The sequence below is a fragment of the Saccharopolyspora griseoalba genome (assembly GCF_042665275.1).
Lineage (GTDB): Bacteria > Actinomycetota > Actinomycetes > Mycobacteriales > Pseudonocardiaceae > Saccharopolyspora > Saccharopolyspora griseoalba.
Genome location: NZ_JBHTCJ010000003.1, coordinates 168,629 through 192,065 on the forward strand (window position 1 = coordinate 168,629; position 23,437 = coordinate 192,065).

20 protein-coding genes are annotated in these 23,437 nt (G+C 71.8%); 11 read left to right on the top strand and 9 right to left on the bottom strand.

The window, feature by feature from the left end; translation table 11 throughout:
• Window positions 1-13: 13 nt before the first annotated feature.
• Entirely contained in the window at window positions 14-2,026 is a 2,013-nt protein-coding gene (locus tag ACFQRI_RS07290) for a beta-N-acetylhexosaminidase family protein (RefSeq protein ID WP_380665846.1), read from the top strand.
• Between the two features lie 116 nt (window positions 2,027-2,142).
• Here ACFQRI_RS07290 and ACFQRI_RS07295 read toward each other — a convergent pair whose 3' ends face one another.
• The gene (locus ACFQRI_RS07295; RefSeq protein WP_380665848.1) at window positions 2,143-2,700 is read right to left on the bottom strand and encodes a suppressor of fused domain protein; all 558 of its coding nucleotides are present in this window, start codon (window positions 2,698-2,700) and stop codon (window positions 2,143-2,145) included.
• Between the two features lie 140 nt (window positions 2,701-2,840).
• Between ACFQRI_RS07295 and ACFQRI_RS07300 the strand changes: the two genes are divergently transcribed.
• The 7 genes from ACFQRI_RS07300 (at window position 2,841) to ACFQRI_RS07330 (ending at window position 11,125) form a co-directional block, all read left to right on the top strand.
• Window positions 2,841-3,728 (top strand): AAA family ATPase, encoded by an 888-nt coding sequence (locus tag ACFQRI_RS07300; protein ID WP_380665850.1) that lies wholly within the window; start codon window positions 2,841-2,843, stop codon window positions 3,726-3,728.
• The gene (locus ACFQRI_RS07305) at window positions 3,725-4,861 is read left to right on the top strand and encodes a vWA domain-containing protein (protein WP_380665852.1); all 1,137 of its coding nucleotides are present in this window, start codon (window positions 3,725-3,727) and stop codon (window positions 4,859-4,861) included. Before ACFQRI_RS07300 ends, ACFQRI_RS07305 begins: the two co-directional genes overlap by 4 nt.
• Before the next feature lie 40 nt (window positions 4,862-4,901).
• A complete protein-coding gene (locus ACFQRI_RS07310) occupies window positions 4,902-6,020 on the top strand; it encodes an XdhC family protein (RefSeq protein ID WP_380665854.1) in 1,119 nt (372 codons plus the stop codon).
• 263 nt (window positions 6,021-6,283) lie between these two features.
• A complete protein-coding gene (locus tag ACFQRI_RS07315; protein ID WP_380665856.1) occupies window positions 6,284-6,847 on the top strand; it encodes a (2Fe-2S)-binding protein in 564 nt (187 codons plus the stop codon).
• A complete protein-coding gene (locus tag ACFQRI_RS07320; protein ID WP_380665858.1) occupies window positions 6,844-9,276 on the top strand; it encodes a xanthine dehydrogenase family protein molybdopterin-binding subunit in 2,433 nt (810 codons plus the stop codon). The genes ACFQRI_RS07315 and ACFQRI_RS07320 overlap by 4 nt, the downstream gene beginning before the upstream one ends.
• Complete coding sequence (locus ACFQRI_RS07325; protein WP_380665860.1) at window positions 9,273-10,124, top strand: FAD binding domain-containing protein; 852 nt, start codon at window positions 9,273-9,275, stop codon at window positions 10,122-10,124. The genes ACFQRI_RS07320 and ACFQRI_RS07325 overlap by 4 nt, the downstream gene beginning before the upstream one ends.
• 215 nt (window positions 10,125-10,339) lie before the next feature.
• The gene (locus ACFQRI_RS07330; protein WP_380665862.1) at window positions 10,340-11,125 is read left to right on the top strand and encodes an SRPBCC family protein; all 786 of its coding nucleotides are present in this window, start codon (window positions 10,340-10,342) and stop codon (window positions 11,123-11,125) included.
• Between the two features lie 141 nt (window positions 11,126-11,266).
• Here the strand turns inward: ACFQRI_RS07330 and ACFQRI_RS07335 are convergent, their stop codons facing one another.
• The 3 genes from ACFQRI_RS07335 to ACFQRI_RS07345 form a co-directional block, all read right to left on the bottom strand.
• Window positions 11,267-12,238 carry an o-succinylbenzoate synthase gene (locus ACFQRI_RS07335; protein ID WP_380665864.1) on the bottom strand — a complete coding sequence of 324 codons (972 nt, stop codon included), beginning with the start codon at window positions 12,236-12,238 and terminating at the stop codon, window positions 11,267-11,269.
• Between the two features lie 78 nt (window positions 12,239-12,316).
• The gene (locus tag ACFQRI_RS07340; protein ID WP_380665866.1) at window positions 12,317-12,913 is read right to left on the bottom strand and encodes a suppressor of fused domain protein; all 597 of its coding nucleotides are present in this window, start codon (window positions 12,911-12,913) and stop codon (window positions 12,317-12,319) included.
• Between the two features lie 247 nt (window positions 12,914-13,160).
• Window positions 13,161-14,822 carry a DNA repair helicase XPB gene (locus tag ACFQRI_RS07345; protein WP_380665868.1) on the bottom strand — a complete coding sequence of 554 codons (1,662 nt, stop codon included), beginning with the start codon at window positions 14,820-14,822 and terminating at the stop codon, window positions 13,161-13,163.
• Window positions 14,823-15,083: 261 nt separating this feature from the next.
• On the opposite strand from ACFQRI_RS07345, the gene ACFQRI_RS07350 reads away from it, so the two are divergent.
• The 3 genes from ACFQRI_RS07350 to mdlC all read left to right on the top strand — a co-directional run bounded on the left by ACFQRI_RS07350 (window position 15,084) and on the right by mdlC (window position 18,108).
• Window positions 15,084-15,626 (top strand): DUF4334 domain-containing protein, encoded by a 543-nt coding sequence (locus tag ACFQRI_RS07350; protein WP_380665870.1) that lies wholly within the window; start codon window positions 15,084-15,086, stop codon window positions 15,624-15,626.
• 108 nt (window positions 15,627-15,734) lie between these two features.
• Entirely contained in the window at window positions 15,735-16,400 is a 666-nt protein-coding gene (locus ACFQRI_RS07355) for a hypothetical protein (protein ID WP_380665872.1), read from the top strand.
• Between the two features lie 112 nt (window positions 16,401-16,512).
• Window positions 16,513-18,108, top strand: a complete 1,596-nt coding sequence (mdlC, locus tag ACFQRI_RS07360) for a benzoylformate decarboxylase (RefSeq protein WP_380665874.1) — start codon at window positions 16,513-16,515, stop codon at window positions 18,106-18,108.
• A gap of 103 nt (window positions 18,109-18,211) precedes the next feature.
• On the opposite strand, the gene ACFQRI_RS07365 is transcribed toward mdlC, so the two are convergent.
• The 5 genes from ACFQRI_RS07365 to ACFQRI_RS07385 form a co-directional block, all read right to left on the bottom strand.
• Entirely contained in the window at window positions 18,212-19,015 is an 804-nt protein-coding gene (locus ACFQRI_RS07365) for an ABC transporter ATP-binding protein (protein ID WP_380665876.1), read from the bottom strand.
• A 1-nt stretch (window position 19,016) separates the two neighbouring features.
• Window positions 19,017-19,817: an ABC transporter permease gene (locus ACFQRI_RS07370; protein WP_380665878.1), complete on the bottom strand. Its 801-nt coding sequence runs from the start codon at window positions 19,815-19,817 to the stop codon at window positions 19,017-19,019.
• Window positions 19,814-20,581: an ABC transporter permease gene (locus ACFQRI_RS07375; RefSeq protein ID WP_380665881.1), complete on the bottom strand. Its 768-nt coding sequence runs from the start codon at window positions 20,579-20,581 to the stop codon at window positions 19,814-19,816. Before ACFQRI_RS07375 ends, ACFQRI_RS07370 begins: the two co-directional genes overlap by 4 nt.
• Before the next feature lie 9 nt (window positions 20,582-20,590).
• Window positions 20,591-21,607, bottom strand: coding sequence for an ABC transporter substrate-binding protein (locus ACFQRI_RS07380; RefSeq protein WP_380665883.1), 1,017 nt, complete (start codon window positions 21,605-21,607; stop codon window positions 20,591-20,593).
• Between the two features lie 363 nt (window positions 21,608-21,970).
• A complete protein-coding gene (locus tag ACFQRI_RS07385; RefSeq protein ID WP_380665885.1) occupies window positions 21,971-22,984 on the bottom strand; it encodes an ABC transporter substrate-binding protein in 1,014 nt (337 codons plus the stop codon).
• Window positions 22,985-23,437 lie beyond the last annotated feature (453 nt).

Sequence of the window (23,437 nt, forward strand, 5' to 3'; positions counted from 1 at the left end):
GTGAGGTGGGTTGATGCGTCGTCTCAAGACCAGGTCCGTCGCGGTGGTCCTCGCGGCGGTGGGGGTGCTGGCGGCCGGGTGCACCAACGCGCCACCACCCGAGCCGGGGCAGCAGCCGGCCGAGGACGCGCCGGTCTCGCTGCCCGGCGAGGGCGTGCCCCAGGTGACCCCGCAGCCGACCGAGATGACGCGGCTCGGCGACGACATCGCGGTGCACGGCACCGTCGAGGTCATCGTGGACCCGATCGCCGACCAGCCGACCATCGACCTGGCCACCCAGGTGCTGCGGATGGCAGGCGCCTCGGAGGTGCTGGTCCGCCAGCCCGGGCAGCGCAGCCCGGAGGCCGACCTGCGGATCCGCATCGGCGGCCGCAACTCCCCGATGATCGTCAAGGGCCTGCAGGCGATGCACTACGGCGCGCCCGCGAACATGGACCCGGAGAGCTACGTGCTGGCCGCCAGCGGTGGCGAGGACCCGGCGCTGATCATCGGCGCGGGCGACCCGGCCGGGGTCTACTACGGCGTGCAGACGCTGCGCCAGATCGCCTCGCCGGGCCGGATCGCCGGGGTCGGGGTGCTCGACGAGCCCGCGATGCCCAACCGCGGCGCCATCGAGGGTTTCTACGGCCCACCGTGGACGCACCAGGAGCGGATGGACCAGCTCGCCTTCTACGGCGACATGAAGCTCAACACCTACATCTACGCGCCCAAGGACGACCCGTACCACCGGGAGCAGTGGGACCAGCCGTACCCGCCGGAGAAGCTGGCCGAGGTGCAGGAGCTGATCGGGCAGGCGCAGCGCCACCACGTTCGGTTCACCTACGCGCTCTCCCCGGGCAACTCGATCTGCTACAGCGATCCCGCGCACTTCCAGGCGCTGCTCGCCAAGCTCCAGGTGATGTACGACTCCGGCGTGCGGGACTTCTCGCTGCCGCTGGACGACATCTCCTACACCAGCTGGAACTGCTCCGGCGACCAGCAGGCCTACGGCGCGCCGTCGGAGGAGGCCGCGGGCCGGGCGCAGGCCGACCTGCTCAACCGGGTGCAGCACGAGTTCGTCGACACCCACCCGGGCTCGACCCCGCTGCAGTTCGTGCCCACCGAGTACTCCGACGTCGAGGACTCCGGGTACAAGACCGCGATCCGCGAGGTGCTGGATCCGCGGGTGCTGGTGATGTGGACCGGTGACGGCGTGATCCCGCCGCGGATCACCGTCGAGGACGCGCGCAAGGCCGAGCAGGTCTGGGGACGCAAGCTGTTCCTGTGGGACAACTACCCGGTCAACGACTTCGACGGCTCGGCCGGGCGGTTGCTGCTCGGACCGTACGCCAAGCGGCAGAACGGACTGTCCGAGCAGCTCACCGGTGCGGTCGTCAACCCGATGAACCAGGCGGCGGCGAGCAAGGTCGTCGAGATCGGAGCGGCCGACTTCGCCTGGAACGACGAGAAGTTCGACCCGAAGCGCGCCTCGCGGGCGGCTGCCGAGTACCTCGCGGGCGACCGGTTCGCCGGTGGCGAGCCCGGGCTGACGGCCGACCCGAAGACCGCGGACGCGCTCCTGGTCTTCTTCGACCTCAACCACATGGCCCCGCTGGCCAGCGGAAGTCCTTGGCAGGACCCGGCTCCCGAGCTGGCCCGCCGGTTGGAGAGCTTCCGCGCGGGCTGGCAGAACGGCACCCGGGACCAGGCCCTGGAGGACCTGCGCCGGTACGCGCGGGCGATCGCCGACGCCCCCGAGCAGATCCGGCGGGGCGCGGCCGCGGACTTCGTGGCCGACTCCGAGCCGTGGTTGACCGCCACCGACCGCTGGGGCGACGCCCTGCTGGCCACAGTGGACGGGCTCCGGGCAAGGACCGACGGTGAGGAGGGCGCCGCGCGCGACGCCTTCCAGCGCGCCGAGGAAGCCGCCGACCGGGCCGGCGCCCTGCAGGCCGACCCGACGCAGGTCCGCCCCGAGGGCCCGATCATGCTGGCCGACGGCGTCCTGGACACCTTCGTCCGACGAGCCCCCAGCACCCTCACCTGACCCCGCCGAAAGAGCCCTCGAACTCCGCCCGCCGAATCGCCTCGAGTTCGAGGGGTGGAATTCGAGGGTTCTCGGAGGTCCGCCCGGTCGGGGGCGTCGTGGTCGCGGTGGTGGCGTCAGGACGCCGTGGGGCGGGTGAGGTCGGTGAGGTCGGCTTCGAGCTTCTCCCACTGGTCGTAGAGGGCGTCGCGGCCGTAGCGGGAGACCAGCTGCGCCTCGCTGCGGGAGATCGGGATGAGCGTGATCAGCTGCAGCGCCGGCTCCTCGCCGTCGAGCAGCACGTCGAAGTCGTCGCCGAGGTAGGGGTGCGGGGCCGCGAGCGCGCCGGCGACCTCGCTGTCCGGCAGCAGCACCCGGTCGTTCATGATCAGCGCGCCGTAGCCGACCCGGCTCTTCGACTCGGTCAGCAGCTCGGCGATCACGCCCACCAGGTGCTTGGCGTAGATCTCCTGGTCCGCGCGCAGGGTGCACAGCAGCTCCTGCGGCAGCGGAGCCCCGGCGGTGCGGTCGCGCAGCCCGCTGGTCAGCACGGTCACGTGCGCGCCGTCCGAGTGGTCGCAGAGCACCAGGGAGTAGCCGCGGTCCCGCCCGGACTCGGTCACGCTGCTCTCGGCGCCGCGGACTCGGCCGATGTGCTGCTCGACGTGCGCGGGGAACCCGGCGAACCTGCTCATGCCCGGGAATCCTACGGCCCGGGACGAGGCCCGGTCCGGCGCCCGCTCGGTCGCATGTGGACGATCGGGGCGCGCCGGCCGCGCCGGGGAGGACGCGGTGAGCCATCGCCTCGCGCGGTTCGGTCGCATAGGCTCGAAGCATGGCGGAGGCTGACGCGTTCCGGATGAAATCCCCGTCCGAGGTGTCCACGAAGCTGGACGAAACGGGATATCTGCCCGACGAGGGGATCGCCACGGCGGCGTTCCTGGCGATGCAGATGCGTCGCCCGCTGCTGTGCGAGGGCGAGCCCGGCACCGGCAAGACGGCCCTGGCCCAGGCGCTGGCCGCCGCGCTGGACGTGAACCTCATCCGGTTGCAGTGCCACGAGGGCATCGACGCCGCCCAGGCGCTCTACGACTGGGACTTCCCGCGCCAGCTGCTGCACCTGCGCACCCTCGAAGCCGCTTCCGGCGGCGAGATCGACGCCGAAGCCGCCGAATCCTCCCTGTACACCCCGCGATTCCTGCTGGCCCGACCGTTGCTGCGCGCCCTGCAGGAGGCGCCGTGCGTGCTGCTGGTCGACGAGATCGACCGCGCCGACGACGAGTTCGAGGCCTTCCTGCTGGAGGTGCTCTCGGAGTACGCGGTGAGCATCCCGGAGTACGGCGAGGTGCGCGCGGCCGAACCGCCGGTGGTGATCCTGACCTCCAACCGCACCCGCGAGGTGCACGACGCGCTCAAGCGCCGCTGCCTCTACCACTGGCTGGAGCACCCCGGCCTGGAGCGCGAGGTGGCGATCCTGCGCCGCCGCCTGCCCGGGCTGGAGGCGAGGCTCGCCGAGCAGGTCGCCGCCGCGCTGCAGCGGATGCGCCAGATGGAGCTGCTCAAGCCGCCCGGGGTGGCCGAGGCGCTGGACTGGGCGCAGGCCCTGCAGGCCATCGGCGCCGACGCGCTGGACGCCGAGTCCGCCGCGACCACGCTGGGCGCCGTGCTGAAGTACCGGGAGGACGCCGAGCGCGTGCAGGCCGCGGGCGTCGTGGCGCCATGACCTCCGCGGTCACCGGACTGGTCGGCTTCGCCAGGGCGTTGCGGCACTCCGGCATGGCCTGCGGCCCGAACCGGGTGCAGAACTTCCTGGACGCCGTCGAGCAGGTCGGCGTGGAGGACCGGGAGTCGCTGTACTGGGCGGGCCGGGTCACGTTGTGCTCCGAGCCGGACGACATCGCGCGCTACGACGCGGCCTTCGCGGCCTGGTTCAGCGCCGAGCCGGTGCCGGTGGAGCAGCCCGGGCAGCCGGTCGCGCGCCCGGCCCGCATCGCGGCGCTGACCGGCAGCGACGCCGGCGAGGGCGAGGGCGAGGGGGAGGACCCGCTGGCGGCGGCGGCCAGCGATGCCGAGGTGCTGCGCAACCGGGACCTCTCCGAGCTGACCACCGCCGAGCGCGACCACCTGCGCAGGCTGCTCGACGTGCTGCGGCCGGTGCCGCCGACCCGTCCGGCGCTGCGCAGGGAACCCGGCAGGCGCGGTGCGCTCAGCCCCCGGGCCACGCTGCGCGCCATGCTGCGCTCGGGCGGCGAGCCGGTCCGGCTGCCCAAGCAGCGGCGGGCCCGGCGAGCCCGCCGGGTGGTGCTGCTCATCGACGTCTCCGGCTCGATGAGCCCGTACGCCGACGCGCTGCTGCGCTTCGCGCACGTGGTGGTGCGGCACGCCCCGGCCAGCACCGAGGTGTTCACCCTGGGCACCCGGATGACCCGGGTGAGCCGCCAGCTGCGCCAGCGCGACCCGGAGGCGGCCCTGCTGGCCGCCAACCGCGCGGTCCCGGACTTCTCCGGCGGCACGCGGCTCGGCGAGACGCTGCGGGTGTTCCTGGACCGCTGGGGCCAGCGCGGGCTCGCCCGCGGCTCGGTGGTCGTGCTGTTCTCCGACGGCTGGGAGCGCGGCGACACCGGCGAGCTGGCCGACCAGATGCGCAGGTTGCGCCGATTGGCCCGAGGGGTGGTGTGGGCGAACCCGCACGCGGGGCACGATGGGTACCAGCCGGTGCAGTCCGGAATTGTTGCGGCCCTGCCGCACGTTGACCAGTTGGTGGCCGGGCACAGCCTGCGGTCGCTCGAGGACATCTGGTCGTGGGTGCGCAGGCTTTCCCGATCCGGGGAGCGGCTCCCCGTCGGATTCGCTTGATCGAGGCAACGGTGCCGATCGGCACGTGGAGGTGGGCGCGGTGCGCGACGTGTTGGACGAGTTGACCAAGCGCTGGGAGGCGGGCGAGTCCGTCGGCCTGGGCACAGTGGTGGCCACCTTCCGCTCCGCGCCGCGCCCGGCCGGGGCGTCGATGCTGGTCACCCAGGGCGGCGAGGCCGTGGGCAGCGTGTCCGGCGGCTGCGTGGAGGGCGCCGTCTACGAGGAGGGCACCGGTGTGCTCGACGGCGGCGAGCCGGTGCTGCGCCGCTACGGCGTCAGCGATGACGACGCCTTCGCCGTGGGCCTGACCTGCGGCGGGATCCTGGACATCTTCGTGGAGAAGATCGACCGCGAGACCTTCCCCGAGCTCGACGAGGTGGCCGCCTCGGTGCGCGCCGAGGAACCGGTCGCGGTGGCCACCGTCATCGAGCACCCGGAGGGGTCCAAGGTCGGCACGCACCTGCTGATCTGGCGGGACCGGGTGCGCGGTGGCCTGGGCACCGAGCGGGTGGACGACGCGGTGATCGACGACGCGCGCGGCATGCTGGCCAGCGGCCGCAGCGGCGTCATCGAGTACGGCCCGGAGGGGCAGCGCCGCGGCGAGGGCATGCGGGTGTTCGTGAACTCCTTCGAGCCGCCGCCGCGGATGCTGGTCTTCGGCGCGATCGACTTCGCCGCGGCGATGGCCCGGATGGGCGGGTTCCTGGGCTACCGGGTGACGGTCTGCGACGCCCGGCCGGTGTTCGCCACCAACAGCCGCTTCCCCGGCGTGGACGAGGTGGTCGTGGACTGGCCGCACCGCTACCTGGCCGCCGAGGCCGAGGCGGGGCGCATCGACGAGCGCACCGCGGTCATGGTGCTCACCCACGACCCGAAGTTCGACGTGCCGGTGCTCGAGCAGGCGCTGTCGCTGGACGTCGGCTACGTGGGGGCGATGGGGTCGCGGCGCACCCACGAGGACCGGTTGTCCCGGCTGCGCGAGCAGGGCGTGAGCGAGCGGCAGCTGGAGCGGCTGTCCTCGCCGATCGGGCTGGACCTCGGCGCGCGGACGCCGGAGGAGACCGCGGTGTCCATCGCCGCCGAGCTGATCGCCCTGCGCTGGGGCGGCCGCGGGGTGCGCCTGACCGAGCTCGACGGGCCGATCCACCACCACTCGTGACGGAGCGGGCGAGCTCCTGCTCACCAGAAGTCCCCGGGGTGCCGGAGCGCCCCGGGGACTTCTCATGAGAGGGGCGAACGGCCGTCCCTCCGACGTGACCGGTCGATTCACCGGAACAGACGGTCCTCCCGGGCGTGCCCGCGGGGCGCGCTTGCTCATCGACGAGCGGAGTAGCACGCTCACGTGAGTGACGTCCGTCACTCAGGCGGATCAGTCGTGTTCCCGAACGTCCGCTGAACACCGTTCGGCTAGGAGGCCGCTCCATGCCCCGCATCACCGTCAACGTAGACGGCACCAAGTACGAGGACGAGGTGGAGCCGAGAACGCTGCTCGTGCAGTACCTGCGCGAGCGGCTCGGCAAGGTAGGAACGGTCGTGGGTTGCGACACCAGCAACTGCGGCGCGTGCACCGTCCACATGGACGGGCACAGCGTGAAGTCGTGCTCGGTGCTGGCCGTGCAGGCCCACGGGTGCGAGATCACGACCATCGAAGGGCTCTCCCAGGACGGCAAGCTGCACCCCCTGCAGGAGGCCTTCCACGACAACCACGCGCTGCAGTGCGGGTACTGCACCCCCGGCATGATCATGCAGGCGCTCGACCTGCTCGCGGAGAACCCCGAACCCGACGACCAGGCGGTCCGCGAGGGCATGGAGGGCAACCTCTGCCGCTGCACGGGCTACCAGAACATCGTGCGCGCGGTGCGCGACGCGGCCTCGCGGATGGAGCCGGGGGCCGGGCCGGCGGTGGAGCACACCGAGGACACGCCGGTGCCGCGCACGCCCGCCGACGAGCAGACCGGCTCGCGCGTCACCGGAGGTGCCCAATGACCTCCGTGGCCGAACCGGAACTCGGGCGCTCCCGCAAGCGCAAGGAGGACGCGCGGCTGATCACCGGCCGCACCCGCTGGACCGACAACCTCGCCCCGAGCGGCACGCTGCACCTGGCGATGCTGCGCTCGCCGATGGCGCACGCCAGGATCACCGCGATCGACACCGCGGCGGCCAGGGACATGCCGGGGGTCGCCGCGGTGATCACCGGCCGGGACATCGCCGACGAGCAGGGCTCGCTGCCCTGCGCCTGGCCGATCACCGACGACATGAAGGCGCCCACCGCGCCCCCGATGGCCGTCGACGAGGTCCGCTTCGCCGGTGAGGCGGTGGCCGTGGTGGCCGCCCGCTCGGCCGCCGAGGCGCGCGACGCCGCCGACGCCATCGACGTCGACTACGAGGACCTGCCGGTGGTGCTGGACATGCCCTCGGCGCTGGGGTCCGGCTCACCGCTGGTGCACGAGGACCTGGGCACCAACGAGAACGCGACCTGGAAGTTCGACTCCGCCGAGGCGGGCACCGGCGGCGACGTGGAGCAGGCGCTGTCCTCGGCCGAGGTGCGGGTGGACCGCACCTTCCGGCAGCAGCGGCTGATCCCGGCGTTCATGGAGCCCCGCTCGGTGGTGGTGGACCCGACCGGCGAGCAGATCACCGTCTGGTCGGCCACCCAGGTGCCGCACATCCTGCGGGTGATGCTGGCGATGTCGCTGGGCGTGCCGGAGAGCAAGATCCGGGTGATCGCCCCCGACGTCGGCGGCGGCTTCGGCGGCAAGCTGCAGGTCACGCCGGAGGAGGTCATCTCCTTCGTGATGGCCCGAAGGCTGGGCCGCCCGGTGAAGTGGACCGAGACCCGCTCGGAGTCGATGGTCTCGGCGCACCACGGCCGCGACCAGATCCAGAAGCTGTCCATGTCGGCCGACCGCGACGGCACCATCACCGGCCTGAAGGTGGAGCTGCTCGCCGACATGGGCGCCTACCTGCGGCTGGTCACGCCGGGCGTGCCGATCCTCGGCGCGCTGATGTTCAACTCGATCTACAAGATCCCGGCCTACCACTTCAGCTGCACCAACGTGTTCACCAACAAGACGCCCACCGACGCCTACCGCGGCGCCGGGCGCCCGGAGGCCACCTTCGCCATCGAGCGGATGATGGACGAGCTGGCCGACGAGCTCGGCATGGACCCGATGGAGCTGCGGCGCAAGAACTGGATCGCGCACGAGGAGTTCCCGTACAACACGGTCGCGGGCCTGACCTACGACTCGGGCAACTACGAGGCGGCCACCGACCAGGCGATGGAGCTGTTCGGCTACCGGTCGCTGCGCGAGGAGCAGGAGCGGCGCCGGCGCGACGGCGACGTCGTCCAGCTGGGCATCGGCATCTCCACGTTCACCGAGATGTGCGGGTTGGCGCCCTCCCGGGTGCTGGGCTCGCTGTCCTACGGCGCCGGCGGCTGGGAGAGCGCCTCGATCCGGATGCTGCCCACCGGCAAGGTCGAGGTGGTCACCGGTTCCTCGCCGCACGGGCAGGGGCACGAGACGGCTTGGAGCCAGATCGTCGCCGACCGGCTGGGCGTGCCCTTCGACGACGTCGAGGTGCTGCACGGCGACACCCAGGTCTCGCCCAAGGGCATGGACACCTACGGCTCGCGGTCGCTGACCGTGGGCGGCATGGCGGTGGTCAGCGCGGCCGACAAGGTCATCGACAAGGCCCGCAAGATCGCCGCGCACATGCTGGAGTGCTCCGAGGACGACCTGGAGTTCTCGGCGGGCCGCTTCGGCGTCCGGGGCACCGATCGGGGCGTGGCCATGGCCGAGGTGGCGCTGGCGACCTTCGCCGCGCACGACCTGCCCGACGGGGTGGAGCCGAGCATCGACGCGGACGCGACGTTCGACCCGGAGAACTTCTCCTTCCCGCACGGAACCCACCTGTGCGCCACCGAGGTGGACACGGAGACCGGCGAGGTGAAGATCCGCAAGTACGTCTGCGTGGACGACATCGGCCAGGTGATCAACCCGCTGATCGTGGAGGGCCAGGTGCACGGCGGCCTCGCCCAGGGCATCGCGCAGGCGCTGTTCGAGGAGGCGGTCTACGACGAGGACGGCACGCTGACGACCGGCACCCTGGCCGACTACCTGGTGCCCTCGGCGGCCGACCTGCCGGAGTTCACCACGGGTCGCACCGAGACCGCGGCGACCTCGAACGCGCTGGGCGTCAAGGGCGTCGGCGAGGCGGGCACCATCGCCTCCACCCCCGCGGTGGTCAACGCGGTCGTCGACGCGCTGCGCCCGATGGGCGTCGACGACGTGGAGATGCCCTGCTCGCCGCAGCGCGTGTGGCGCGCCATCACCGGCGCCGGGGCCTCCGGCGCGACCGCTTCCGAGTCCGGCGGCGGACTCGGCTCGATCGACCCCCAGGGAGGTGCCCGGTGATCCCGGCTCAGTTCTCCTACACCGCACCCTCCACGACGGAGGAGGCCGTGGCGGCGCTCGCCTCGGCGGGCGAGGACGCGAAGGTGCTGGCGGGCGGGCAGAGCCTGCTGCCGGTGCTGCGGATGCGGCTGGCCGATCCCGAGGCGGTGATCGACGTCGGCCGCATCCCGGAGATGCGCGGCATCCGCGAGGACGGCGACCGCGTGGTCATCGGCGCCACCGCCACCCACCACGAGGTGGCGCGGGACCCGCTGGTGGCCCAGCACTGCGAGCTCATCTCGCTGGCCACCCGCACCGTGGCCGACCCGCAGGTGCGCCACCGGGGCACGTTCGGCGGCTCGCTGGCGCACGCCGACCCGGCGGGCGACCTGCCCGCTCCCGCGCTGGCGCTGGACGCGGAGATGGTGCTGGCCGGTCCTTCCGGCAGGCGCACGGTCCCGGCCGAGGAGTTCTTCGTCGACTACTTCACCACCGCGCTGGAGCCCGGCGAGCTGCTGGTCGAGGTGCGGATGCCGAAGTGGACCGGCTGGAAGGCGCACTACGAGAAGTTCAACCGGGTCGCCCAGGCCTGGTCGATCGTCGGGGTCGCGGCGGCGGTGCGGGTCGACGGCGGGTCCATCGCCGAGGCGCGCATCGGTCTGACCAACATGGGCCCGACCCCGGTGCGGGCGCGCGGCGTCGAGCAGGCCCTGGTCGGGCAGCCGGCGACCGCCGAGGCGATCCGCTCGGCGGCCGCGCACGCGGCCGAGGGCACCAGCCCGGCCTCCGACGCGAGCGCCGATTCCGACTACCGCCAGCACCTCGCGCAGGTGCTGACCCGGCGCGCCGTGCTGGCCGCCTGCGGTTGATCGGTTCGCGTTCTTCAGGGCCGGTGGCCGCGGCGCCACCGGCCCTGAAAGCGTTTCGGCCGCCCGCATTGCACCGTTCGGGCTACCGGCGCGCCGCCCGGGCTGGGAAGCTGGGGCGGAGACCGCGTTATAGCGTCGGATCACGGCTTACAGCTTCAGCAAGGACTACGGCTCTTCGACAGGGCCGAGCTCGGTCGAACCAGGAGGACCCTCCAGTGCAGATGCAGCACACGTTCAGCGTTCCGGTGCCGATCGACAGGGCGTGGCAAGCGATGATCGACCCCGAGGCGGTCGCCCCCTGCATGCCCGGCGCCACGCTCACCAAGGCCGAGGGCAACGAGTTCGCCGGTTCGGTGAAGGTCAAGCTCGGGCCGGTCACGCTGCTCTACAAGGGCAACGGCACCTTCAAGGAGACCGACGAGAGCGCCCGGCGCATCGTCATCGACGCCAGCGGCAAGGACTCCCGGGGAGCGGGCACCGCCGCGGCCACGGTGACCGTGCAGCTCACCGCCGACGGCGACACCACCAACGGCACCGTGGACACCGACCTCAAGGTCACCGGCAAGCCCGCCCAGATGGGGCGCGGGCTGATCTCCGAGGTCGGCGGCAAGATCCTCAACCAGTTCTCCGCCAACCTCGCCGAGAAGCTCTCCGGCGAGCAGGAGGCCCCGGCCGGGGGCGGGTCGGAGACCGCTGCCGAATCGGGCTCGACCGGTTCGACGGGCTCGGAGGGCTCGGTTGGCAACGGCGCCGCGGGTGCGGCGGGTGCCGCCGCGGGCGCGGCCGCGGCCAGCTCGGTGAAGAAGGAGCCCAGCTGGAAGGTCACCCCGGCGGACTCGAGCAGCGCGCAGTCCGCGGGCGGCAGCGAGGCGATCGACCTGCTGGACACCGCGGGCACCCCGGTGCTCAAGCGCTTGGCCCCGGTGGCCGCCGGACTGCTGGTCGCCGTCGTCGTCCTGCGCCGGATCAAGCGCCGCAAGGCCCGCAAGGCCACCAGGTGAGACCGCGCGCCGGGCTCCGCCGGAGCCCGGCGCCGCACTCCCGGCCGGGAGCTGCTCGCGGATCGTTCTGCTCGGCGCGGCTCCGCGGCCTCCACCGCTCGTGCGCGCCGGGCGTCGCGCCGCGAGGTCGCGGTGCAGCGCCTAGACGAGTTCGTTCACCCTGATCAGGCGGTCGATCCAGCGGCGCTGGACGTCGGCGGGCGGGGTCGCGGCGGTGACCTTGGCCGGGTCGGGCTCGGGTGGCTTGGACGGCACCGGGAGGTGGCCGTCGACCGGCAGCAGCGGCTCGGCGACCACGTCGCCCTCCAGCAGCGCGATCGTGCCCAACCCGCACGCGAACGGCAGCTCCGGGAGCGCTCCGGCCAGCGCGAGCTGGGCGGACAGGCCGACGCTGGACTCCACCGCGGAGGAGACCACGCAGGGCAGGCCGCAGGCCTCGGCCACCTCCAGCGCGCGGCGCACGCCGCCGAGCGGGGCGGCCTTGATGATCGCCACGTCGGCGGCACCGGCCACCGCCACCCGCAGCGGGTCCTCGGCGCGCCGGATCGACTCGTCGGCGGCGATGCGCACGTCCACCCGGCGGCGCACCTCGGCGAGCTCCTCGACGCTCGGGCAGGGCTGCTCGGCGTACTCCAGGCCCCCGGCGGCCCGGTCCAGCTCGATGATCCGCGCGACCGCGGTGTCGACGTCCCAGGCGGCGTTCGCGTCGATCCGGATGGCCCCGCTCGTTCCCAGGGCGTCGCGCACGGCCGCGACCCGCTCCAGGTCCTCGCCGGGGGACTGGCCGGTCTCGGCGACCTTGACCTTCGCCGTGGTGCAGCCCGAGCCCGCCGCGATCCGGTGCGCCTTGTCAGCGGGCACCGCGGGCACGGTGCAGTTCACCGGGATCCGGTCGCGCACCGGCTCCGGCCAGCCGCGGCCGCAGGCCTCCAGCGCGGTGCGCAGCCAGGGAACCGACTGCGCGTCGTCGTAGTCCTCGAACGGGCAGAACTCGCCCCAGCCCGAGGGCCCGGACAGCAGGACCCCGCGCCGGACTGTGATCCCGCGGAACCGGTTGCGCATCGGCAGCGCGTAGACCCGCACCGCGTCGAGCTCGGCCAGATCGATGTCCATGCGCACGATCCTTTCAGCCCGAACCGCTCCCCGCTCCGGGGGAGCGCCGCGCCGGCCGCGCGCGGCCCCGGAGGGCGCTCAGGCCACGCTCGGCCGCCCCAGGTCGAAGACGTCGACCTCGAAGCGGGCCCACTGCTGGCGCAGCGCGGTCACGCCGTGGTCCAGGATGTAGTTGAGCTCGCCGATGGTGACCGGCAGCAGGGTGAAGACCTGCAGCTGCTCGACCCCGTCCTCGTCGGTGAAGCGGGTGAACTCCGGCGGGAAGAACGGGTGCCCGCTGGCCAGCACGCCGTGGAACTCGGTGCCGGGCAGCAGCGGCTTCTTGTTCGGCACGATCTGGTCCGGGACCAGGTAGGTCTTCTGCTGCACCAGCAGCTCGGCGGTCAGGTCCACCAGGTGCCGCGCGGCCTCGGCCTGCTCCTTGTAGACGGTGCAGGCCAGCTCCTGGGCGGGCTCGGCGCCCAGCGGCTGGAACCGCAGGCCGCTGCTGATCACCGTGGTCAGGTGATAGCGCTCCAGGTAGAAGAAGACCAGGCCGTAGCCGCGGTCGGGCCCGCGCACGTTCGGGGGCTCGGCCCCGGTGGGCGTGCCGGCGTGGCGCTCGAGGTTCTCCGCGAGCCCCACGAAGCGGTGCGCGCCGCCCAACGCCAGGCGTTGCTGCTGCTCGGTTGCCATCCGATCTCCAGTATCTTGCGGGACACCCACAGCCGGTCCGCCTGCTGAGGGGCCAGGTGCTCGCTCAGCACGGCTTCCGGTGGTTCTGCGGCGCACCAGTCCCGGCTCACCCGATTGTATTAATCACGTGCGGCGGCACCGCTGCTCAGCCCGGGTACTGGGTGCGTTCAACGCAACGGTAACCGGAAACGGGTCCAACACGGACACTTTTGGGTGACAGCTGTCCGTGGGGCGCGTCAATTTTTCGTCACCCCACGTCCGGGAGGGCCGGGCCCAGCAGGTCGTCGGCGTCGACGATCCGGTAGGCGTAGCCCTGCTCGGCGAGGAACCGCTGCCGGTGCGCCGCGTAGTCGGTGTCCAGCGTGTCGCGCGAGACCACCGAGTAGAAGTGCGCCTGGTTGCGCTCGACCTTGGGCCGCAGCAGCCGCCCGAGCCGCTGCGCCTCCTCCTGCCGGGAACCGAAGGTGCCGGAGACCTGCACCGCCACCGAGGCCTCGGGCAGGTCGATGGAGAAGTTGGCGACCTTCGACACCACCAGGCGGTTGATCTCGCCGCGCCGGAACTGGTCGAAGAGCTCCTCGCGCTCCTTGTTCTTCGTCGAGCCCTCCACGATCGGCGCCTCGAGGGCATCGCCGAGCTCGTGCAGCTGCTCCAGGTAGGCGCCGATGACCAGGGCGGGCTCGCCGGGGTGCTGGTCCAGGATGGCCTTGACCACCGGGGCCTTGGTGCGCGCCGTCGAGCACAGCTTGTAGCGCTCCTCGGCTTCGGAGGTGGCGTACTGCAGCCGCTCCTCGTCGGTCAGCGTCACCCGCACCTCGGTGCAGTCGGCCGGTGCGATCCAGCCCTGCGACTCGATGTCCTTCCACGGCGCGTCGTAGCGCTTGGGCCCGATCAGCGAGAACACGTCGCCCTCCCGGCCGTCCTCGCGGACCAGCGTGGCGGTGAGCCCGAGGCGGCGCCGGGACTGCAGGTCGGCGGTCATCCGGAACACCGGGGCGGGCAGCAGGTGCACCTCGTCGTAGACCACCAGGCCCCAGTCGCGCGAGTCGAACAGCTCCAGGTGCTTGTACTCGCCCTTGGAGCGGCGGGTGATCACCTGGTACGTGGCGATGGTGACCGGGCGGATCTCCTTCTTCTCCCCGGAGTACTCGCCGATCTCCTCCTCGGTCAGCGAGGTGCGCTCGATCAGCTCGCGCTTCCACTGCCTGCCCGCGACGGTGTTGGTGACCAGGATCAGGGTGGTGGCCTCGGCCTCGGCCATCGCCGCGGCGCCTACCAGCGTCTTGCCCGCGCCGCAGGGCAGCACGACCACGCCGGATCCGCCCGCCCAGAAGCTCTGCACGGCCTGCCGCTGGTAGTCACGCAGCTGCCAGCCGTCCTGCTCCAGCTTGATCGGGTGCGCCTCGCCGTCGACGTAGCCGGCCAGGTCCTCGGCGGGCCAGCCGATCTTGAGCAGCAGCTGCTTGAGCCTGCCGCGCTCGCTGGGGTGCACGATCACGGTGTCCTCGTCGACCCGCTCGCCGAGCATCGGCTTGACCTTCTTGTTGCGGAGCACCTCCTCGAGCACCGCGCGGTCCAGCGAGACCAGCACCAGGCCGTGCGCCGGGTCGTTGGTCAGCTGCAGGCGGCCGAAGCGCCCCATGGTCTCGACGATGTCGACCAGCAGCGGCTGCGGGACCGGGTAGCGGGAGAACTTCACCAGCCCGTCGACGACCTGCTCGGCGTCGTGCCCGGCGGCGCGCGCGTTCCACAGCGCCAGCGGGGTGATCCGGTAGGTGTGCACGTGCTCGGGGGCGCGTTCCAGCTCGGCGAACGGTGCGATCGCGGTGCGGGCGTCCTCGGCGAGCTCGTGGTCGATCTCGAGCAGCAGCGTCTTGTCGGATTGGACGATCAGGGGTCCGTCGGTCACAGGTGTGCGCTCCCTCGGGGTCGGGTGACGTTTCCGCAGGTGATCAGCACTACGGGAGGAAACCGTCCGGGCCCGTCCCAGTATTCCACTCGTCGCGCACCGCCCACCTCGGGTCCGGTGCCGCGCCACCCCGCGCACTTCTTTCATCAAGAGTCCACGGGCGTCCTCCCGGACTTCTGAGGGGAGAAGTGCGGGGGCGCCGGGTGGATTGTGCGGGGCGTGCCGGCGTGCCAGCGTCGTGGTGACGACCGCGGAGGGGTGATGACGGCGAACGAGGAGCTGGCGGCGCTAGAAGCGGGGGCTCGCCTGGATGCGGTGCTGGAGCTGTTCGACTCGCTGCCGCCGGTGCGGATCGAGGAGCTGGCGGGCACCTGGCGCGGCACCGGGATCCGCACCGGCAACCCGCTGGACGGCCTGCTGGAGCGCTTCGGCTGGTACGGCAAGCGGTTCGGCGGGGCCGAGGACGCGCACCCGCTGCTGTTCACCGGCCGCGCAGGCCGCGTGGTGAGCGTGAACCCGAGGTTCGTGCCGGTCGGGTCCCTGCTCAAGGTCGCCGACCGGCTGGACGGCCCGGCGGTGGCGAAGGTCTTCCGGGCGCTCCTGCCGCTGATGTCCACGCGCGAGCCGCGGGCGAGGCTGCGGGTGGTCGAGTACCGAGGCGTCTCCTCGGCGGCGATGGTCTACGACGCCCTGCCGATCTGCGATCCCTTCCGGAAGGTCGACGAGAGCACCCTGCTCTGCGCCATGGACCTGCGCGGCCTGCCCGACCCGCTCATGTTCGCGCTGCGCCGAGCCACCCCCTGACCCACCGACACGCCGGCGACCGAATTCCATGGTTCTTCGGGGGTGCCGGGGCGGGGTCGGGCGGATAGGTAGATTCCTCCGGGAAGCGTCGTTGACCTCGGAGGGCCCGTGAACTACCCGCCGCAGCAGGGGCCTCACGGCCCGCAGCCGGGCCCCCGTCCGCAAGGGGGTTACTACCCGCAGCAGCCGCCGCAGTGGGGCTGGCCGCAGGGCGCGAACCACCCGGGCGGTGCGCACCCGCAGCAGCAGTTCTGGCAGCAGGTGGCCGGCGGCCCGCCGCCGGGGCCGCCGCGCCGGAACCGGCGCGGACCGGTCATCGGCGTCCTCGTCGCGAGCGGGCTGGTGCTGGTGGCGGCGGTGATCGCGCTGGCGCTGGCGCTCGCGCCCGACGAGATCGAGGCGGGCGACTGCATGTCGCTGCAGCACGAGCGCGGCGGCCCGATGTCCTCCGCCGAGTGCGGGGCGTCGGACTCGGACTACCGGGTGGTCAGCGTGCAGCGCGGCCAGGACCTCGGGGCCTGCGGGGACGACTACGCCAACGTCTACCGCGACACCACCTACTGCGTGGTGCTCGACGTGCGGGCCGGGGACTGCCTGACCTCGTTCCAGGAGGACGTCGAGATCCTCCCGCTGAAGGTCACCTGCGGTTCGGCGCAGGACCAGGTCACGCGGATCGCTTCCGGGCAGGACCCGGAGACCGCCTGCCGGGAGAACGAGGGCTACTACGTGTTCAGCCGCGAGACGGTGTGCTTCGCCGAGGTCCAGGGGGCCTAGGAGGGCTCGCGCGGCCGGCCCGCGCCGTTGCGATTCGACACCTTTCTATTACCGCTAACGACATCCGCTCTGCTGTGATGAGGGCAGGATTCGCAGGACGAGGAGGACTTCGATGGCCAGCGAGGATCGCACGGTCCGCGACATCACCCGAGGACTGATGCGCGAACTGGGGCTCACCACGGTGTTCGGCAACCCCGGCACCACGGAGGTGCCCTTCCTGACCGGGTGGCCCGACGACTTCCGCTACGTGCTGGGGCTGCAGGAGTCCGCGGTGGTGTCGATGGCCGACGGCTACGCCCAGTCGCGCCGCGAGCCGGTGCTGGTCAACCTGCACTCCGCCGGTGGCGTCGGCCACGCGCTCGGCGCGGTGTTCACCGCCTACCGCAACCGCACGCCGATGATCATCACCGCCGGGCAGCAGACCCGCACCGTGATGTTCGGCGAGCCCTTCCTCGGCGCCACCGAGGCCGCCAACTTCCCCAAGCCCTACGTGAAGTGGAGCTACGAGCCCGCCCGCGCCGCCGACGTCCCGGCCGCGCTGCAGCGCGCGCACCAGATGGCGACCACCCCGCCGTTCGGCCCGGTGTTCGTGTCCATCCCGGCCGACGACTGGGACGAGCCCGGCGTCGAGGTCACCGCGCGCCCGCGCACCCCGGGATTCGCCCCGGACCCGGGCGCGGTGGGCGAGCTGGCCGCCGCGCTGCGCGGCAGCGCCAGGCCCGCGTTCGTGGCCGGCCCCGCGGTGGACCAGGACGGCGTGGTCGAGGAGCTCGTCGAGCTCGCGGAGAAGACCGGCGCGGCGGTGTGGGTGCCGCCGATGTCCCCGCGCTGCTCGTTCCCGGAGGACCACCCGAACTTCGCGGGCTTCCTGCAGCCCGAGCAGAAGCTGCTCAGCCAGGAGCTCGCCGCGCACGACCTGGTCGTGGTCTGGGGCGCGCCCGCGTTCACCTACCACGTCTACCGCGGCGAGACCGACGTCGAGCTGCCCGAGCTGTTCCTGGTGCACGACGACCCGGACGTGCTGGCCAGGGCCCGCACCGGCCGCGGCGTGCAGGGCACCATGGCGCACTCGATCCCGCAGGTCAACGCGCAGGTCGAGAAGCTGGTGCGGGACGCGCCGAAGGCGATGGACCGCCCGGAGAAGCCCGCCGCCTCCACTCCGATGACCGCGGCCTACGTCTTCGACACGATCACCGCAGCGCTGCCCGCCGACGCCGCCGTGGTCGAGGAGGCCCCGAGCCACCGCAACGACCTGCACGAGCACTTCCCGATCGTGAGCAGGGACGGCGGCTTCTTCACCGGGTTCTCCGGCGCGCTGGGCTACGGCATCGGTGCCGCGGTCGGCGTGGCGATGGCCGACCCGTCGCGGCGCACGGTCGCGCTGCTCGGCGACGGCTCCAGCATGTACGGGGTGCAGGCGATCTGGACCGCGGTGCGCGAGCAAGCGCCGGTGACCTTCGTGATCCTGGACAACTCCCGCTACGCCGCGGTGGCGGTGCTCGGCGAGGCGGCCGGCGGCAGCAAGCTGCCCGGCGTCGACCTCGGGGGCATCGACTTCGCCGATCTGGCCAGCAGCATGGGCTGCCCGGCCAAGCCGGTCACCTCCCCGGAGGAGCTGGACGCGGCCCTCAAGGAGGAGTTCGCCGGCAAGCGGGGGCCGACCCTGCTGCACGTCAAGGTCGACCCGGGCCAGCGGTTCCTGTACTGACCCGGCGCCGGCAGGGGCTGACGCGCCCGGCGGAGACGGCCGAACGCGCGAAGGGGCCCGGTCGAGCAGCGCGCTCGGCCGGGCCCCTCTCGCTTCGCGCCGGCTACGCCGTCTCGGCGGGCGCGGCCGCGCTGCGGACGTCGAGGAGGCGGGCGACCTCGGAGCGCAGGTGCACGAAGGTCTCCGACTCGCGCGTGCTGATCTGGTCGCGGTCCTCGCCCAGCGGGACCTCCAGGTCCTTGACCACCGTGGCCGGCGACTTCGACAGCACGAACACCCGGTCGGCCAGGTAGATGCTCTCGTCGATGTCGTGGGTGACCAGCAGCACTGTGCTGTCGAACTGCTTGCGCACCCGCAGCAGCAGGTCCTCCAGCTCGAAGCGGGTCTGCGCGTCCACCGAGGCGAACGGCTCGTCCATCAGCAGCAGGGCGGGGCGGCAGGCCAGCGCCCGGGCGATGGACACCCGCTGCTGCATGCCGCCGGAGAGCTGCCACGGGTACTTCCGGGCGGCCCCGGCGAGACCGACCCACTCCAGCACCTCGTCGGAGCGCGAGCGCCGCTCGGACTTGCTCAGGCCGCGGGAGCGCAGCGGGAACTCGACGTTGGCGCGCACCGACAGCCACGGGAACAGCGAGCGGCTGTAGTCCTGGAACACCACGGCGAGATCGCTGGGCACCGAGCCCTTGACGTCGTCGCCGTGCAGGCGGACGTCGCCGGAGGTCGGCGTGAGCAGCCCGGAGATGGACCGCAGCAGCGTCGACTTGCCGCAACCGGACGGGCCGACGATGCAGGCCAGCTCGCCGGTGTCCACCGCGAAGGTGAGCTCGGAGATGGCCTCGTGCCCGTGCGCGCCGCCGTAGCGGTGCCCGAGTCCGGAGACTTCCAGCATGGGGTTGGTTCGGGTCATCTCAGCCTCCGACAACTTGGTTCCCCGACGTGGGCTGCCAGCTCAGCGCCCGGCGCTCCACCACGAGCAGCAGCGAGTTCAGTAGGTATCCCAGGACGCCCAGCAGCACGATGCCCGCCCACATCGCCGGGAAGTCGAACTGCCGCTGGTCGAACATGAGCCGGTAGCCGATGCCGTTGGTGGAGCCGACCAGCTCCGACACGACCATGACCACCAGCGACAACGACAGGCTAACCCGAAGACCGGCGAAGATCTTGGGCGCCGCGGCGGGAAGCACCACGCCGAAGATCCAGTGCGCCCGGGGGATGCCGAAAGAGCGCGCGGTGTCGAACTTCACCTGGTCCACCGAGCGCGCCCCGTCGACGGTGTTGAGCAGGATCGGCCACACCACGCTGAACACGATCACGGTGATCTGCATCTGGGTGCCGATGCCCAGCAGCACGATGAACACGGGCACCAGCACCGGCGAGGGGATGGCGCGCATGAAGGCCATCAGCGGCCCGACGTAGTCCAGGGCCGTCCGGGACCGGCCGAGCAGCACGCCGAGGGTGACGCCGATGAGCACCGCCAGCAGCCAGCCGAACGCGACCCTGCCGAGGCTGGCCAGCATGTCGGCGTGCGCCTCGGTGGTCAGGAACAGCCCGGAGGCCGGTCCGCTGAACCACTTCTCGACCGCGGTGGTCACGATCTTGCTCGGCGGCGGGAAGAACGGGTGCTGGGCGAGCTGGGTGACCAGCTGCCACAACCCGATCGCCACGATCAGCACGAGCCACTGCCGCAGGAACGAACGCGTCTTGCTCACAGCGCCTCCCGATCCACCGTGCTCCAGCGCAGCCCGCGCTTGTGCACCAGTTCGAGCGCCTCGTTGATCAGGTAGCCGACGATGCCCGCCACCAGGGTTCCGGCCAGCACGAGGTCCATCCGCCCGGCACCGGTGCTGGCCTCCAGCACGAAGCTGCCCAGCCCGCTGCCGCCGCCTGCCAGGAACTCGGTGCTGACCACCAGGATCAGCGCGACCGTGGCCGACATCCGGATGCCGGTGAGCACGAACGGCGCGGCGTGCGGCAGGGCCACGGTGAACATGGTGCGACCGCGGCCCAGGCCGAACGAGCGCGCCGTGTCGACCATCACCGGGTCGATCTCGTCGAGCGCGTAGATCGTGTTGAACAGGATCGGCCACACCGCCGCGTACACGGCCAGCGCGATCTTGGTCTCCGGCCCGGACCCGACGAGCACGATGGCCAGCGGAATCAGCGCCACCGAGGGGATCGGGCGGAGGAACTCGATGATCGCCCGGGTGGCCACCCGGATGCCGCGCACGCTGCCCAGCAGCAGGCCCAGCGGCACGGCGATGGCGATCGAGATCCCCAGCGCGATGGCCCAGGCCAGCACGCTGGCGACCAGGTCGAGGATGAAGGAGGTGTCACCGAGCAGCTGCGCGAACCTGGTGAGCACCGTCGTGGGTGGTGGCAGGTACTGCTGGGCGACGAAGCCGGACCTGCTGAAGGCCTCCCACACCAGCAGGAAGCCCAGCAGACCGAGCAGTCCCCGGATTGTTCTCGTCATTTCCCGCAATCAGCTCTGCGGCGGAGCGATGATCATGCTCGCCACGTCGATGTTCTTGTCGATGTAGTTGAATTCCAGCATTAGCCGCGGAATGCGCTGCAAGCGGGTCGCGTCCGGGCGGTTGTTCAGTTTCAGCAGCGTGATCACCGAGGCCGTCTGCTGATCGATCTTGGCGAATTCCGGCAGCAGCGGCTCGACCTTGCCCCGGTCCTGGCAGGCGGCCACGGCCTCGCCCATCGCGCGCTGGAAGGCCTCGATGGTCCTCGGGTTCTGGTCGGCGAACTGCGCGTTCGAGACGTAGCCGACCAGCGGCAGGTCCTCCAGCGGCCCGGTGGCGCAGTCCAGCACCGGTACCGCGCCGGAGTCGCGAGCGGCCAGCGTGAGGAAGGGCTCGACCAGCATCGCGGCGTCCACGTCGCCCGCGGCCAGCGCCTTCGGCGTGTTCGCGAAGCCCAGCGGGCTCCACCGCACCTGGTCGAAGGGCACGTTGTTGGCCTTCATCGAGGCCTTGACCATCAGCTCGGAGATGGTGCCGGTGCCGCTGATGGCGATCCGCTTGCCGGCCAGGTCCTGCGGGGTGCGCACGCCGGAGTTCGGGGTGGACATGATCAAGCAGCTGTTCGGGACCGCGGACGCGCAGTCGGCGATGATCTTGAGGTTCGCCACGCCCTTGGCCTGCGCTGCGAAGATCGGCACGTAGCTGGAGAAGGTGATGTCGTAGTCGCCGCCGATGGCGTTGTTCAGCGCGGTCGCCCCGTCGGACGCGGGCGCGATCTCGACGGTGAGGCCGTGGCGCTCGAACAGGCCCTCCTTGACGGCGTAGTGCAGCGGCGCGAGCTCGGCCGTCGGCAGCGCGCCGACCTTGATGCTGGCCTTCTCCACCTGGCCGTTCCCGGCCGACTCCTGCTGCTGCGAGCCACCGAGCAGGCCGCAGCCGCTGGAGCCCATCAGCGCTCCTGCGGTGGCCACGCCCCCGGCGAGCTTGAGCAGGTCGCGGCGGGGTAAGGCGCGGGACGACGGACGCATCTGGATCCTCCTGGCATGGCGGGTGTCACGACCTGGTGCCGAGGCCGGGAGGGGTGGTCCGCTCGGGAGCGGAACCCGTGGCGCCCGAGGGCGCCCGTCGCGCTGCTTCTCCCGGCTGACCGGCGTTTCAGCGGTTCGCACTGTAGAAGCCGGAACCCCGGGGAACAACGAAACGTAATTAGCTCGTTGTCCTGAGTTACTCAATGCTGTGTCGCGCATCACGGAGCGCTCCCGGCGGGAACTCTGGGTGATCATCGCGCGCATTTCCGGTTGCCGATGTTGAAAATGGGGAAGGCCAGCGATCGAAAAAAGGCCGCGGGAGGCTCGACGAGCCTCCCGCGGCCTTCGCGCGGAATTCACCGATCAGTTGCTCGCGGGTTGCACGATCATCTTCGCCACGTCGATGTCGGCGTTGATGAAGCCGAACTCCTTCATCAGGCGGGGCACCCGCTGCAGCCGGGTCGCGTCCGGGCGGGAGTTGAACTTCAGCAGCGACATGATCGAGGCCGTCTGCTTGTCCACCTTGGCGAACTCCGGCAGCAGCGGCTCGACCTTGCTGCGGTCCTGCGCGGCGGCCACGGCCTTGTCCATCGCGCGCTGGAAGGCCGCGACGGTCTTCGGGTTCTCCTGGGTGAACTGCGCGGTCGCGCCGTAACCGGTCAGCGGCAGGTCCTCCAGCGGGCCGGTGTTGGTGTCGGCCACCGGGACCGCGCCGATCTTGCGCGCGGCCTGGGTCAGGAACGGCTCGGTCAGGATCGCCGCGTCCACCCGGCCCTGCTCCAGCGCGGCGGGCATGGTCGGGAACGGCACCGGGGCGAACTCGCTGCCGGCGAAGTCCACGCCGTAGGCCTTCATGGTCGCCTTGACCAGCAGCTCCGAGATGGTGCGCGGGCCGGAGATGGCGATGGTGGAGTTGGCCAGGTCCTTCGGGGTGCGCACGTCCGAGCCCGGCGTCGTCATGATCACCGTGGTGTTCGGCGCGCCCGCGCCGCAGTCGGCCACGATCTTGAGGTCGGCCACGCCCTTGGCCTGGGCCGCGAAGAACGGGACGTAGCTGGAGTAGGTGATGTCGTAGTCGCCGCCGATGGTGCTGGACAGCGCGGCGCTGCCGTCCGAGGCGGTGACGATCTCGACCTTGAGCCCCTCCTGCTCGAACAGGCCCTCGCGCACCGCGAGGTGCAGCGGGGCGAGGTCGGAGATCGGCAGCGCGCCGACCTTGATGGTCGGCTTCTCCACCTGGCCGTTGCCGCCGCCGGCGCCTTCGGAGCCGCCGAGCAGGCCGCAGCCGCTGGCGCCCATCAGGGCTCCCGCGGTCGCGGTGCCGCCTGCGAGCTTGAGCAGACCTCGGCGCGACAGGGCGCGGTCGGTCAGGTTCATCGTGAGTCCTCCTTGCGTCGGCGCGGGCGGGCGCCGAAGAAATCCGGGTACAGCCGCCGATTCGGCGCAAAACGACCCCTGGGCCCCGCTGGTGCTCTGGATGCCCCGGGGGCGGCATGGGTGCACTGTGGACGTCGCGCCGGGACCGGAGATCGGCGAGGACCGTGCCATGTTCGGGAGCTCGCTCTCGGATCTTGGTGGGGCCGGGCGCAGGAGAACTGTAAAGCGTTGAACTAACCGGTCACAACCAGGCGTAACTACAGTTAGGTCACACGTTTGGCCTATATGTTGCCTGGGCCACTCTAAAGAGTGACTAACGCTCCCATTGGGGGCCTGACGTGTGACGCCGGGTTAAGTATAGTCTCGCCCGTCGAGGTGACTGGCCTCTGCTTCGGGGGATTGCACGTTGTGACCAGGGAGTGTGATGGCAAGCCCGACTGGCAGAGTCAGGGT

Coding starts and splice junctions, on each gene's coding strand:
- ACFQRI_RS07365 (WP_380665876.1), bottom strand. CDS start 19,015: ATGACCCGAACCAACCCCATGCTGGAAGTCTCCGGACTCGGGCACCGC.
- ACFQRI_RS07385 (WP_380665885.1), bottom strand. CDS start 22,984: ATGAACCTGACCGACCGCGCCCTGTCGCGCCGAGGTCTGCTCAAGCTC.
- ACFQRI_RS07315 (WP_380665856.1), top strand. CDS start 6,284: ATGCCCCGCATCACCGTCAACGTAGACGGCACCAAGTACGAGGACGAG.
- mdlC (WP_380665874.1), top strand. CDS start 16,513: ATGGCCAGCGAGGATCGCACGGTCCGCGACATCACCCGAGGACTGATG.
- ACFQRI_RS07335 (WP_380665864.1), bottom strand. CDS start 12,238: ATGGACATCGATCTGGCCGAGCTCGACGCGGTGCGGGTCTACGCGCTG.
- ACFQRI_RS07375 (WP_380665881.1), bottom strand. CDS start 20,581: ATGACGAGAACAATCCGGGGACTGCTCGGTCTGCTGGGCTTCCTGCTG.
- ACFQRI_RS07350 (WP_380665870.1), top strand. CDS start 15,084: ATGACGGCGAACGAGGAGCTGGCGGCGCTAGAAGCGGGGGCTCGCCTG.
- ACFQRI_RS07340 (WP_380665866.1), bottom strand. CDS start 12,913: ATGGCAACCGAGCAGCAGCAACGCCTGGCGTTGGGCGGCGCGCACCGC.
- ACFQRI_RS07290 (WP_380665846.1), top strand. CDS start 14: ATGCGTCGTCTCAAGACCAGGTCCGTCGCGGTGGTCCTCGCGGCGGTG.
- ACFQRI_RS07295 (WP_380665848.1), bottom strand. CDS start 2,700: ATGAGCAGGTTCGCCGGGTTCCCCGCGCACGTCGAGCAGCACATCGGC.
- ACFQRI_RS07300 (WP_380665850.1), top strand. CDS start 2,841: ATGGCGGAGGCTGACGCGTTCCGGATGAAATCCCCGTCCGAGGTGTCC.
- ACFQRI_RS07380 (WP_380665883.1), bottom strand. CDS start 21,607: ATGCGTCCGTCGTCCCGCGCCTTACCCCGCCGCGACCTGCTCAAGCTC.
- ACFQRI_RS07320 (WP_380665858.1), top strand. CDS start 6,844: ATGACCTCCGTGGCCGAACCGGAACTCGGGCGCTCCCGCAAGCGCAAG.
- ACFQRI_RS07305 (WP_380665852.1), top strand. CDS start 3,725: ATGACCTCCGCGGTCACCGGACTGGTCGGCTTCGCCAGGGCGTTGCGG.